The sequence below is a fragment of the Nostoc sp. ChiVER01 genome (assembly GCF_034531155.1).
In the GTDB taxonomy this organism is placed as follows: Bacteria; Cyanobacteriota; Cyanobacteriia; order Cyanobacteriales; family Nostocaceae; genus Nostoc.
Genome location: NZ_JAVRBS010000038.1, coordinates 32513 through 44926, shown reverse-complemented (window position 1 = coordinate 44926; position 12414 = coordinate 32513). Strand labels below are relative to the sequence as shown.

General features: G+C 43.7%; 13 protein-coding genes. 8 read left to right on the top strand and 5 right to left on the bottom strand.

The features are described 5' to 3' along the window. The first annotated feature begins 1 nt into the window (after position 1). The 8 genes from RMY00_RS32225 to RMY00_RS32190 all read left to right on the top strand — a co-directional run bounded on the left by RMY00_RS32225 (position 2) and on the right by RMY00_RS32190 (position 7931). The gene (locus RMY00_RS32225) at positions 2-1240 is read left to right on the top strand and encodes an acyl-CoA dehydrogenase family protein (RefSeq protein ID WP_322651435.1); all 1239 of its coding nucleotides are present in this window, start codon (positions 2-4) and stop codon (positions 1238-1240) included. Positions 1241-1326: 86 nt separating this feature from the next. Then, on the top strand, positions 1327-1512 hold the full coding sequence (locus RMY00_RS32220; RefSeq protein WP_322651434.1) for a hypothetical protein: 186 nt from the start codon (positions 1327-1329) through the stop codon (positions 1510-1512). Positions 1513-1690: 178 nt separating this feature from the next. Next, complete coding sequence (locus tag RMY00_RS32215) at positions 1691-2785, top strand: aliphatic sulfonate ABC transporter substrate-binding protein (RefSeq protein ID WP_322651433.1); 1095 nt, start codon at positions 1691-1693, stop codon at positions 2783-2785. 71 nt (positions 2786-2856) lie between these two features. Then, a complete protein-coding gene (locus tag RMY00_RS32210; protein ID WP_322651432.1) occupies positions 2857-3966 on the top strand; it encodes an LLM class flavin-dependent oxidoreductase in 1110 nt (369 codons plus the stop codon). A gap of 29 nt (positions 3967-3995) precedes the next feature. Continuing rightward, positions 3996-4757 carry a class II aldolase/adducin family protein gene (locus tag RMY00_RS32205; protein ID WP_322651431.1) on the top strand — a complete coding sequence of 254 codons (762 nt, stop codon included), beginning with the start codon at positions 3996-3998 and terminating at the stop codon, positions 4755-4757. Between the two features lie 46 nt (positions 4758-4803). After that, on the top strand, positions 4804-5835 hold the full coding sequence (locus RMY00_RS32200) for an ABC transporter substrate-binding protein (RefSeq protein WP_322651430.1): 1032 nt from the start codon (positions 4804-4806) through the stop codon (positions 5833-5835). A 61-nt stretch (positions 5836-5896) separates the two neighbouring features. Next, a complete protein-coding gene (locus tag RMY00_RS32195) occupies positions 5897-6136 on the top strand; it encodes a hypothetical protein (protein WP_322651429.1) in 240 nt (79 codons plus the stop codon). Between the two features lie 352 nt (positions 6137-6488). Next, complete coding sequence (locus RMY00_RS32190; protein WP_322651428.1) at positions 6489-7931, top strand: FAD-dependent oxidoreductase; 1443 nt, start codon at positions 6489-6491, stop codon at positions 7929-7931. A 76-nt stretch (positions 7932-8007) separates the two neighbouring features. Here the strand turns inward: RMY00_RS32190 and RMY00_RS32185 are convergent, their stop codons facing one another. From RMY00_RS32185 to RMY00_RS32165, 5 genes are all read right to left on the bottom strand, one after another. Continuing rightward, positions 8008-8700, bottom strand: a complete 693-nt coding sequence (locus tag RMY00_RS32185; RefSeq protein WP_322651427.1) for a class I SAM-dependent methyltransferase — start codon at positions 8698-8700, stop codon at positions 8008-8010. Positions 8701-8896: 196 nt separating this feature from the next. Then, positions 8897-10294, bottom strand: coding sequence for an amidase (locus RMY00_RS32180; protein ID WP_322651426.1), 1398 nt, complete (start codon positions 10292-10294; stop codon positions 8897-8899). 125 nt (positions 10295-10419) lie between these two features. Further along, complete coding sequence (pyrE, locus tag RMY00_RS32175; protein ID WP_322651425.1) at positions 10420-10971, bottom strand: orotate phosphoribosyltransferase; 552 nt, start codon at positions 10969-10971, stop codon at positions 10420-10422. A gap of 4 nt (positions 10972-10975) precedes the next feature. After that, entirely contained in the window at positions 10976-11125 is a 150-nt protein-coding gene (locus RMY00_RS32170) for a hypothetical protein (RefSeq protein WP_322651424.1), read from the bottom strand. 179 nt (positions 11126-11304) lie between these two features. Further along, positions 11305-12339: an Mrp/NBP35 family ATP-binding protein gene (locus tag RMY00_RS32165; protein WP_322651423.1), complete on the bottom strand. Its 1035-nt coding sequence runs from the start codon at positions 12337-12339 to the stop codon at positions 11305-11307. Positions 12340-12414 lie beyond the last annotated feature (75 nt).

The following is a 12414-nucleotide window of genomic DNA, read 5'->3' as shown; positions in this document are numbered from 1 at the left end:
AATGATTAAGAGTCCAGAGAAACTTGCAGATACGACAATTCAGTTTTCGGCTCCGGTGAGAGCAAATTCACCGGAACTCCAGCAGCTTTTTGATTTTATTGCTCTGGGGGCAAGTAAGCGCGATCGCGATCGCATCCTTCCTTATGATGTAGTTGAATTGATCCGGCGTTCCAGGTTGGGTGCATTGCGAATCCCTGTTGCCGAAGGTGGTGGTGGTAGCACGGCACGCGAACTGTTTGAGGTCGTGATTCAGCTGGGGGATGCTGACCCAAACGTGGCTCACATTGTGCGGAATCATTTCTCTGTAACAGAGCGAATTTTGCGTTCTGAGCGCACCCAAAGGAATCGTCGCTGGCTCAAAGCCGTCGTCGATGGCGCGATTATTGGACTCGCTTCAACCGAACTGGAAGTTAAGCGATCTGGTGGCGGCCAAGTCGTGAATACAAAATTAACACTTGATGGCGATGGCTATCGTCTAAATGGGACTAAGTATTACAGCACTGGCAGCCTTTATGCAGACTTGATTTTCGTGCGTGTGCTAGTACCCGATGGCACTAGAGCATTTATACTCATTCCCACCAACCGGGAGGGCATTGACCTGGTGGACGACTGGGACGGCTTCGGTCAAAGGCTTACAGGCACTGGAACAACAACATTCCAAAATGTACGTGTAGAAGTAGACGAAGTAATTTTTGAGACAGACACAGATAAAGACAACCTGCCATACAACATTGTCCCGCAATTATTTTTAACAGCAATTAATGCTGGCATTATTCGCAGCGTTCTACGCGATGCAACAGCCCTCGTCCGTACCCGACCCCGGACTTTCTACCATGCTGTATCCGAGCAAGCCTCAGAAGATCCAATCTTGCAGCAGACTGTCGGGCAGATTGCCGCCAATGCCTTTGCTGCCGAAGCAATTGTTTTAGCGGCCGCTGATGGTCTTGATCGCCTCCCTGCTGCCCAAGCTCAGGGTGAAGAGGCAGAGACAGCTGCGGCACTGGCAACTTCTCTGAGTGCAGCCAAAGCCAAATTGATTGTTGATGATTTGGCTCTACGTTCAGCCACTTTGCTGTTTGAAGTTGGTGGGGCTTCCACAACAAAGAAAAGCTCCAACTTTGATCGTCACTGGCGCAACGCCCGCACCTTGTCCTCACACAATCCAAATCACTTTAAGGCTCGTGCGATCGGCGACTACGAGATCAACGGTACACCATTGCCACAAAGAGGATTCTTCTAATTTTGTTCAGATCCCTGACTTTTAACTTGTAGCAATTTATCAGAAATCGGGGATCTCGCAGCCAACCGAAACCGTTGAGAGGAACTATGAGTGCAATTGATACTACTTCTTTGAGAGCAAGTAAAGAGGCGATGTCTGGCGACAAGCCGCTTTGCGTCTACGCTTCTCCAACAGACTATCTCCAAAGCCCATTATCCCAAGCTCTCCAGCAGCCTGTACTGCTAGGGTTGTTCTTACCGATTGATTCATCACGGTGGTTGGAGTTCTTCTAACCTCCCGCGTACTACAGACTGGTCGTTTCATTACAATGCCAAACTGACCCAAAATATCAAGGAGTCCATTGTGGGGAATTATTTCAAAGAACACCGCTTTCAGTACAAAGAAAAATATTCTGCTAGTAGTTCGCCAAGGAAACTTGGCGGGGTAAAGGGCAAGGGGGAAAGGGAAAAGATGTTTACTCCTTTAACCTTTAACCTTTCGCCTTTTCCCAGCCCTCACTTAGCATTTTTGGGTTGGCAGACTGCTAGTACAACCTTCGCAGTTGCAGCGTCTTTTCTTGGTTTGATAGCTTCTGGTTGCAGCCAACAAACAGCTATCAATGCCACAGTTAACTCAGATTCCTCTTCAAAAACTCTCACTACCAAAACTACAGAGAAAAACAGTGTAATTCGCTTGGGCTACCAAAAAGGCGGGATTATTCCGATTGCGCGTCAACGAGGTGAGTTAGAGCGTCAGTTAGCGACGCAAAATATTAAAGTTGAATGGAGTGGGCCATTTGATCGTTGCGCTACGCTTTTAAATGTTATTAATGGGAATCGGGCGGATATTGGTGGCTGTGGTGATATTCCTTCCATTTCTGGAATTGCTGCCAGACAACCTCTTTGTATTGGCTCTGTACAGCGTCCTAGCCCAAATTCTTTGAGTAATGCTATTTTAGTTCGTGGTGATTCCCCCATTCGTAAACCGACTGATTTAATAGGTAAAAAAGTTGCTGTTAATCAAGGTGGTGCAGGGGAATATCTGTTATTAAAAGTTTTGGAAAAAGAAAATATTCCTTCATATAAAGTCCAACGAGTTTACTTATCACCGAATGACGCTGCACCTGCTCTATATCAAGGTTCTGTTGATGCGTGGGCAGTTTGGGAACCTTATATTTCCATTGCAGAATTAGAACATAAGGCGCGAAGAATCACTACTACACACCCTGCTCCTACCTACGGCATTATGGTTATTCGTAGTGATGCAGCTAAAGAAAATCCTGTAGCCGTGAAAGCTGCTCTCACTGCTTTGAGTGAGGATGGTGAATGGTTAAATCAACATACTAATGCTGCATCAGATTTTTTAGTTAAAGAGCTAAAAGTCTCTGATGCGGTAGCCAAGCAAGTGACTAAAAATCGAGGCCCAGAGTCTTACGTATTTCCTAATACTGAAGACATTGCCAAGCTTCAGAAAACAGCTGACTGGTTACTAGAGCAAAAAATTATTCCGCAACGAGTAGATATTACAACGGCAGTATGTCCTTTAGAAACTACCGCCGCTAGGTAGGAAAGATGAAAAGAGGCACAGAATAACTACCACTAAAAACTTAAATAACAAAGATTTGGAGCAAAATTAATATGTCTGTGGAATTTATTGGCATGATTGGTACGCGAGAAGCGTCTGAATTACATGGCCCTTCTGTATCTCTGACGGGGGGAAGTATAGACTTAGCTTATGTCCGCAAATTTGCAAAAGTCCATGAAGATGGTGGCTTTGATCGAGTGCTAGTTGGTTATAGTTCTACAGGGCCAGATGGCTTTAATGTAGTCAGTTATGTGGCTGCTGCAACCGAACGACTCAAATTTTTACTTGCACATAGACCGGGTTTTATGGCTCCCACTTTAGCCGCCCGTAAATTAGCAACATTAGATCACTTTTCTAATGGTCGCGTTGCAGTGCATATTATTACTGGTGGGAGCGATGCCGAACAACAGCGCGATGGTGATTGGCTCGATCATGATACTCGCTATCGCCGTACCGATGAATATCTTGATATTGTACGGCGAGTTTGGACGAGTGAAGAACCCTTCGATTATCAAGGGGAGTTCTACCAACTCAAACAAGCATTTTCGGAAGTTAAACCTTTACAGCAACCGCATATACCAATATATTTCGGTGGTGCTTCTGGTGCTGCTGTGGATGTAGGTGCAAAGCACAGTAATGTATATGCGTTTTGGGGAGAACCCATAGCTGCTATTAAACAAAGGATCGCAGAGGTGAAAGCCGCAGCACCACCTGGAAAAGATTTACGATTTAGTGTTTCCTTACGTCCGATTTTGGGCGAAACAGAAGCAAAAGCATGGGAAAAAGCACATTATATTCTCTCACGGATCAATGAAACCCGGGCTAAGGCTGGGATTCAATTATCTCCGGGGGCTTCTTTCCGACCTGAAGCTGTTGGTTCATTGCGGTTGTTGGATTTTGCTAAGGAAAGCGAAATTCATGATAAGCGTTTATGGACACCGATCGCAGCTGCTACTGGCGCTCGTGGTAATACTACTGCTTTGGTGGGGACTCCAGAACAAGTTGCAGAGTCATTATTCGATTACTACAAAGCTGGAGTGACAACACTATTGATTCGCGGTTTTGACCCTGTGGAAGATGCGATCGCCTACGGTCGAGGTGTGATTCCTTTGGTACGTCAACAAGTGCAACGACAAGAAAGACAAACAGCAACCCTAGCTTAATCTCCCTGTGAAACAAGAAAGAGAAAATCATGCCAAATTTCACTAGACCACAACCGCCAGTCTTTGAACGAGTTGAAGAAGAACGACTCTACCGCAAACAACGCCTTGCGGCTGCATTTCGGCTGTTTGCTCGTTTTGGCTTTAGTGAGGGAACAGCAGGCCACATCACCGCCAGAGATCCTGAGTTTACTGACCATTTTTGGGTAAATCCCCTTGGCAAATACTTTGGCCACATCCGGGTTTCTGACTTGATTTTGGTCGATAGAGAAGGCGAAGTTGTCAAAGGTAATGCTCCCGTCAATCGCGCCGCTTTTGCCATTCATTCACAGGTTCATGAGGCGCGACCTGATATAGTTGCAGCGGCTCATGCTCATTCTCTGCATGGTAAATCTTGGTCAAGTCTTGGTCGCCTCCTTGATCCCCTAACTCAAGATGCTTGTGCTTTCTATCAAGACCACGCTCTATTTGATGACTATAAAGGAGTAGTTTTAGATACTTCAGAGGGTAAAAGAATTGCTGAATCTTTAGGAGACAAAAAAGCTGTCATCCTACGGAATCATGGCTTTTTGACAGTGGGACAGACAGTAGACGAAGCTGCTTTTTGGTACATTTCTTTTGAGCGATCGGCTCAAGCCCAACTACTTGCAGAAGCAGCTGGCAAACCACTTCCCATTGACCACGAAACAGCAACTTTTACTCATAACCAAGTAGGAACCCATTCCGGCGGTTGGTTTAGCTTTCAGCCACTCTACGACCGAATTGTGGGCGAAGAACCAAGCTTACTAGAGTAGTTGGTAGTTATTTTTCTTCCTTGTCTTTTTATACCTAAAAATTAACGTGTCTACCAATTGGCTGCGGCAAAATTTTTTCTTCTCTCTGGGTTGCTTGTTAGTAGCAACAACAGCTTGCTCAGAGGTTAAGTCTACCAGTCCGACAACGATCACTGCTAATCCTAGTCCATCTAAAATTGCAGTGTCGAATACAACTCAATTGCGTGTTGCTAAGTATAAAGGTGGCTGGGACCTAAATTTAAAGTTAGCTGGACTAGATAATTTCCCTTACACAACTCAATTTACTGAGTTTACCGGGGGTAACTTGATGGTACAGTCAATCAATGCTGGTGCAATTGACTTAGCCTCTTCTAGTGAAATTCCACCGATTTTTGCGATTGAATCGAAAGCATCTGTAAAAATTATTGCCACTCTCAAAGGGCCTACGGTTAGTCAAGTTGTACTTGTACCCAAGGACTCTACTGCCAAAACGATCGCTGATCTTAAAGGTAAGAAAGTGGGTTATGTTAAAGCCACAACTGCCCACTACTTTCTGATTAAAATGTTGGAAAAAGTCGGGCTGACGATGAAGGATATCAATGCAATTCCTTTATCAATACCCGATGGGCTTTCGGCTTTTCGTAAAGGACAGCTTGATGCTTGGGCTACCTACGGTTACTCCATCCCCCAAGCCAAAAAAGAAGGGGCGCGAGTGCTGGAATCTGCAAAAGATATTTTGAGCGGTAACTTTGTGATTATTGCTTCACCCAATGCAATCGCTGATCCCCAAAAGAAAGTTGTAATTGCTGATTTTCTCTGTCGTTTGCAGAAATCCCAAACTTGGCGAGAATCTAATCTCAAGCAATGGTCGAAGAATTATGCAACTACTATCGATGTTGATGAAGGCATCGTTTATCAAGATGCCAAGCAAGGGCAACAACAGCGTCGTCAAGAATTACTTCCTATTTCTGACGCAGCTATTGCTTCTGAGCAAAAGGTTGCTGATACCTTTTTTCAAGCGGGTGTAATTTCCACAAAAGTTGATGTAAAACAACTTTGGGACAGCAGTTTTAACGAAGATATCACCAAATGCCAATAATTGCAGCAAGAAGTAAAAAGCCAAATGTCAAAATCACCTTATTTTTCATAAGGGTAAAAATATGTTTCATGGAATAGAAAGAGAATTATTAAATGGAGTACCTTGGTTATTTGAGCAACAGTCTCAATTACCACATCATCTCCAATTAACAGATCGGCAAGAACATGAAATCCGTGATATTTGGGAATTACCACCACAAGAATCTGCTGATCGTGAGCGTGTTCTTAAGCAGGAGATAAAATGGTTTGGGATTTTCAGCAAACTAAAAAGTTTTTATTTATTGGCGAGTGTGAATAAATAAAGATAAGCATTATCAGCTACTCAAACTAATAGAAAATTTCAACTAATTTGCAATGTGCAGTAACCTTTACCGTGGTGCTTCTTTGTAAGAATTCAGAATAGTTAAAGAATCAGGAGAACATTTGATGACTAAATATACCAATCATTCTAGATTCCTGATAAATTCTGGCTCCTGACTCCTGGGTGCTGAATCCTTACTATTTGGGTGACATCAGCACCGCTTCGCTAACAGTCAGTAATTATCTTGTTCGTAAAGCTTAATATTAGATAAACTAATTATTAGCTCCTCATGATATTATGCTTTTCAGTATCACTAATCTCGATAAAATCTTATTTCATCCTTAAATACCGACATGACAACAACGACTGACCTCGATTTTGCCGCTCGTGAGGTGTTGCGCCTACTCGGCCCAGATCCCGAAAACTGGGTAAGCGATCGCCCAGGCATTGACCACAATGTGACAATAGTAGGCGGTAGTGGCAGTGGCAGCACCTTCGCATTTGCCCTGCGGCGTGCCGGCATTGGCCGTGTGACAGTCATCGATGAGGCTCTTGACGAAGTTCATGCTGGCGTGTGGCTGACGCGGGCGCGGATGAAAAAGTTACGCACACCGAAAAATCTGCCAGGGCCAGAACTGGGCATTTCGGCGCTATCATTTCAAGCATGGTACGAGGCGCGGCACGGTATTGAGGCATACGCAGCGCTTGACCGCATTCCACGAGTGGCGTGGGCTGAGTACCTCAGTTGGTATCGGCATTTCCTGGGCATTCCAGTTCGGTATCAGACAAAGTTGGTGCGGATTGAGCCAGACGCAGATTTCTTTCGTCTACACTTAGAAGTGAACGGTGTCGCCCAGGTGGAAACCACACGTAAAATTATTTTCGCCAACGGTGTAGCTGGCACTGGTGGCCCAAATATACCGCCTGTATTGGCATCTCTGCCACGTACCTTATATGCACATACCGCCGATGAAATCGACTTCAACAATCTACGTGGCAAAACAGTAGCAGTGCTGGGTGCTGCGGCCTCGGCCTTCGATGCGGCAGGAGTAGCATTGGAATCAGGCGCTAAGGCAGTACACCTGTTCGCACGACGGCCAGCGATCGCATCTCTGCCAGTGAATCGCCTGCGAGGTTATCCTGGCGCTTACTACAACTATCCGCAACTACCTGATGCAGCTCGCTGGTTCCAAGCTTGGCGGTTTAATCAGGTTGGCTCTACACCACCACCAGACGCAATCGAGCGGGTAATAGCTTTCTCTAACTTCTACCTGCACTTATCTGCACCTTGGAAATCTGCTCACAATCAAGGCGATCGCATCGTTGCTCAAGTAAATGATGATGTTTTCGAGTTCGATTTTGCGATCGCTGGTACTGGCTATTTTGTTGACCCGACAAAGCGGCCGGAACTTGCCGAATTTGCACATCACATCGCCCTCTGGCGCGATCGCTATGAAGCCCCAGCCGACCAGCGTGACGATCAACTCAGCACCCACCCTTACCTTGGTAGCGCCCATGAATACCAAGAGAAAGTACTTGGCAACGCCCCTTACCTGAAGGACATCCATGTGTTCAATCCTGCTGGCTTCGTAAGCTTCGGTCTGCCTATCGGTGACGTACCCAGCATCCGCCGCGATGTGCCAGCAGTAGTGGCACGCATCAGCCACGACTTATTCTTTGCTGACTGGTCATTACACGAAGCCCGGATCACTAGCGGCAATATTTCGCCGGACTTCGACACATCATTGTATGCAGATGCGGTATGGAAACAGCAAACCAAGGTGGCAGTTAGCTAAATCTGTGTAGTGTTTATAATTCACGGCTAATGTGAATTAAAATGTCTGCACTCAGATGCGATCGCTATTTATCACTCTAAACCAACGTAATGTCTTGCACCTGCCACAATCCCAAGCTCTTATCTTTATATAAGCCACCTCCCTCAGTACATTGTTCATTTATCAGTAGTAGAGGTGTAGGAAAATTAAAAGGTTGTTTCTCCAAATTTAGTAAACGCCAGTCACCTGTCGTGATATCCTCGTTGTCTTCACAATTGAGGAAAGTAGTTGTTAGTAGATAATCAATATGGCTACTTTTAATATTATCGAGAGCTAAGAAAATGTCTGCTATTGAAAAATGCACAAAGCAATCTCGGCATAGCAATATGTTTGCTCTTGGTAGAGGGTCGCTTGTTAAATTCAATGTCAGAAACTGACACTTTTTACTTCCGTAACGCTTCTGGTTCTCAGTAATCAGTTCAGGTACAATATCTGCGCCGATGTAACTTGAAATAGGTAAATCTATGAACTGCATCCAACTGAAGTCTCCGCAGGGGAGATCGAGAAGTATCTCCACTTGTAATGTTTTAAGTAATGCTGGAAGTTGAGCTTCAATCTGTTGTGTTTGTCTTCTACTAGCACCCTCCCCTGAAATTGAATTAGATCCACGCCAATGATTCGTTTGGAAGATGTGCCGGAAGGTATCGCTGGGCAGTAAGTTCATACCTAGATATGTGAGCTTCTCAAAGTAGTAAGGATCAAAAGGAACATTGTCTCGCCGTTTGTTCATGATCTGATAAACCTGACACCATTTCACGAAAAATCTGATACAGATGCAAACCTTGAAAGCATTGCTGTATCTAAGTTTTTTAATTGCGTTAACGCAGCGTTAGCGACGTAGGAGCGTCATTGCGAATTGTGAATTGGTATGACTTGTACTGAGCGCAGCCGAAGTAGCTTGTAGATTGGGATCTACGCTGTTCGCCTCAATGACTTGCTCCTAACGGCATGATAAAAGGAAAAATACTTTCATAAGCTTTAACTGCTTGCAATACCAGTAAATCTTTATATTTTGCAGCGACAATTTGTATTCCAACAGGCAAACCGTTTTTGGTGAAGCCACAAGGTAAAGATGCAGCAGGTTGTTGTGTAAGGTTGAAAGGATATGTAAAAGGTGTCCAATCTCGGTGCTGATCAATAGATGATTGAGGCCGATTTTGTCCAACAGGAAAGGCAACTATCGGTAAGGTGGGAGTAAGTAATAAGTCATAGTTTTGATGAAATATTTGCATTTGACGTCCCAATGCTTCACGGGCGTCTTGGGCGCTGAGATATTCTACTAAGGTGAGGCGATCGCCTTCTTTGGCTATAGCTTGCAAACCCTCTTCAATTAAAGCTTGTTGTTCTGAACTAAAGCCACGCAATAACTTAGCTGCACCAGCTTGCCAAAAGGTTTGAAAAATAGGGCGAGGATTTACAAAACCTGGATCGACTTCTTCGACAATCGCACCGAGTTTAGCAAAAACATCAACTGCGGCTTTAACTAAAGCAGCTACTTCTGCATCAACCTCAGCATAGCCAATGTTGGGACTGTAAGCAATTCTCAATCCAGCTACACCCTTGTCTAACTCAGAAGTATAATCTTGTTTGTCATCTGGTAAAGCATACCAATCACGCACATCAGAATGGGCGATAACATTTAATGTGAGTGCGGCATCAGTGACGGTACGAACCAAAACGCCAATATGAAACAATGATCCAGTATGGGCTGATGGGTAGCCAGAAACACGTCCAAAAGTCGGTTTTAAACCAAACACACCTGTTAATGCCGCCGGTGTTCTTGACGATCCACCACCATCTGTACCGAGATGCAGTGTTCCCATGCCCAATGCAGCAGCAACAGCAGCACCACCACTACTTCCTCCGGGAGTCAAATCTGTATTCCAAGGATTGCGGGTGATACCAGTCAGTGGACTGTCAGTGACACCCTTCCAACCAAATTCAGAGGTTGTGGTTTTTCCTAATAAAACTGCTCCTTGTTCCCGTAGACGAGCCACCGCAGGTGCATTTTCTTCCCAAGGTTGATGGGAGATTATCGCTTTACTCCCTCGGCGCGTTGGTAAACCCTTGGTTAATAGTAAATCCTTGACGGTAAAAGGTATACCATCCACTAAGCCACGAGGATTTCCATTTAGCCAACGCACTTCTGAGGCTTGGGCTTCAGCCAGAGCAGTGTTTTCATCTACGATCGCAAAGGCGTTAACTGAGTTATTGTAAGTATTGATCCGTTCTAGGGCAGCTTTGGTTGCTGCAACTGGTGATAACTGGCGATCGCGATATAGCGATAACAGTTGAGAAGCAGAAAAATCAGCGATGTCTGACATATTTCGGTTTGAATAGATTTATTGAAACTACGGCTTAGTTAAGGAGTTTAGAGAAGGTTGCTAATTGTCAGATGTTATAAGTGCGATCTGCGCTTCGCTATAGCAAAACCGTCATAGCCTTAATATTAATTAGGAAAATCACTCCGCTTTAGTAGAGAAAGCAGTGTAATACCTTCTGCTAAGAGTTTATCAATAGCACCTTCCTCGCGGTCGATAACGCAGAGTACGTAATCAATTTGAGCGCCAAGTTGACGCAGTTGATTGGCTGAGATAATGATTTGACCACCAGAAGTTACTACATCTTCTACAATCAGCACTTTCCGATTATTAATCTGTACACCTTCAGCTAATCGAGAAGTTCCATATTTTTTCGCTTCTTTTCTTACGAAAGCAGTAGGTAAACCAGAGTAGTGTGATAAGAGTGTCACTATCGAAATGCCACCAAGTTCGAGACCTGCAAGTACTTTGATATCACTTGGAATGAGAGTAAGCATCTGCTTAACAACAGCATTAAGTAAAATTGGATCTGCCTCGAACTGATATTTATCAAAATATTCGTTTGAGATTTTCCCAGAACGGAGTTTAAAAGACCCAGCTAGATGTGAAACTGTATAAATTTGCTTTGCTATTTCGCTTTTAACTATTTCGCCTTCAACTCCTTTTTGAAAAGCTTCCATGTATTCAACCTTCCTTTAGAGACTTTAATACATCCTTAAACTCCCCAGATAGCCCATGTACTCGACAAATCGTATCGCACCAAACGGCGTTGTTGCATACTACTCGTTTAATTCGCTCGTGGGCAAATTGAGATAATTCTGCTTTTTGAGTCATTAATTAAATAGCTTGCTTTTAGAGAATGATGTATGGTAGATTCCTACTTAGATTAACTACGGTAATTACATCAGCTTATCGTAGTTTGTCTCATAACTCAATCACCAAAATCAGGGAATTAATTAAGGGACTTCCAAATAAAAAAATACTCAAAAAACTAGCGAAAAACTCTCTCCTCCTTATTTCTCTGAGTCAAGCTGCGTAGACTCATCGTGTACCATAAAAGTACTATTTAATGAAATAGCTATTTGTGTAAAAACCTCCTTTACTGGTGAAGTGTATTCACTCATTGCGATCGGATTTCCAGTATCACTACCGCTACAAATGCGGGGATCAATAGGAATTTGTCCCAACAAAGGCGCAAGTAATTCTGCGGCCAGTTGTTCGCCGCCACCACTGCCAAAAATCGGTGTGCGTGAACCACAATCATCGCAAATTAAATAACTCATATTTTCAATGATGCCAAGGACAGGAACACCCACTTGGCGAAACATATATATATTACGTCGTACATCTGCAACAGCCACTTGTTGAGGAGTTGTCACTAAAATGACTCCACAAATTGGGCTTTCTTGGATAATTGTAATTTGAGCATCACCTGTACCTGGAGGTAAATCTATCAATAAATAATCTAATTCACCCCATTCCACATCTTGCAAAAATTGCATGATAATTTTATGCAATACAGGCCCACGCCATGCTAAAGGACGATTTGCTTCTGCAAGTAAACCCACTGACATCACTTTTATTCCCTGAACTTCTAAAGGTAAAAATTTATCACCTGTGGGAGTATTAATCACTTGAATATCAGCTTTTCCTAAACCCAACATCTGGGGAACATTAGGCCCATAGACATCAGCATCTAATAGTCCTACTTTTGCACCTTGTAATTTTAAAGCTGAGGCTAGATTAACGGCTGTTGTAGATTTGCCCACACCACCTTTACCACTAGAAATTGCAAGAGTTGTTTTAACACCAGGAATTGTACAAATTTGAATATAAGTTTTTTTACACCAAGATAAAAATGACAATTTAGATTGAATTTCTGGCTGTAATTGATGCTGATGAGAACCAATATATAAACGTAAGTAAATATAGTCATCAACTATGCGTAAGTTTCGTACCATTCCCAAACTAACAATGTCATTATTTAAAGTAGGTTCGATAACCTGTTTGAGTAATTGGACGACTTCTTGCTGATGGGCTGTAGTCATGTCTTCTCAATGTTAAAAGGGTATTCCTTTACCTCACGTTAGCGTAGCCTCTGTCTCAGACACGCTATGCGAAGT

Excerpts from the sequence above, each read along its gene's own strand:
- RMY00_RS32215 (WP_322651433.1), top strand. The coding sequence starts at position 1,691 with ATGTTTACTCCTTTAACCTTTAACCTTTCGCCTTTTCCCAGCCCTCAC.
- RMY00_RS32165 (WP_322651423.1), bottom strand. The coding sequence starts at position 12,339 with ATGACTACAGCCCATCAGCAAGAAGTCGTCCAATTACTCAAACAGGTT.
- pyrE (WP_322651425.1), bottom strand. The coding sequence starts at position 10,971 with ATGGAAGCTTTTCAAAAAGGAGTTGAAGGCGAAATAGTTAAAAGCGAA.
- RMY00_RS32190 (WP_322651428.1), top strand. The coding sequence starts at position 6,489 with ATGACAACAACGACTGACCTCGATTTTGCCGCTCGTGAGGTGTTGCGC.
- RMY00_RS32210 (WP_322651432.1), top strand. The coding sequence starts at position 2,857 with ATGTCTGTGGAATTTATTGGCATGATTGGTACGCGAGAAGCGTCTGAA.
- RMY00_RS32195 (WP_322651429.1), top strand. The coding sequence starts at position 5,897 with ATGTTTCATGGAATAGAAAGAGAATTATTAAATGGAGTACCTTGGTTA.
- RMY00_RS32170 (WP_322651424.1), bottom strand. The coding sequence starts at position 11,125 with ATGACTCAAAAAGCAGAATTATCTCAATTTGCCCACGAGCGAATTAAA.
- RMY00_RS32185 (WP_322651427.1), bottom strand. The coding sequence starts at position 8,700 with ATGAACAAACGGCGAGACAATGTTCCTTTTGATCCTTACTACTTTGAG.
- RMY00_RS32205 (WP_322651431.1), top strand. The coding sequence starts at position 3,996 with ATGCCAAATTTCACTAGACCACAACCGCCAGTCTTTGAACGAGTTGAA.
- RMY00_RS32220 (WP_322651434.1), top strand. The coding sequence starts at position 1,327 with ATGAGTGCAATTGATACTACTTCTTTGAGAGCAAGTAAAGAGGCGATG.
- RMY00_RS32180 (WP_322651426.1), bottom strand. The coding sequence starts at position 10,294 with ATGTCAGACATCGCTGATTTTTCTGCTTCTCAACTGTTATCGCTATAT.
- RMY00_RS32225 (WP_322651435.1), top strand. The coding sequence starts at position 2 with ATGATTAAGAGTCCAGAGAAACTTGCAGATACGACAATTCAGTTTTCG.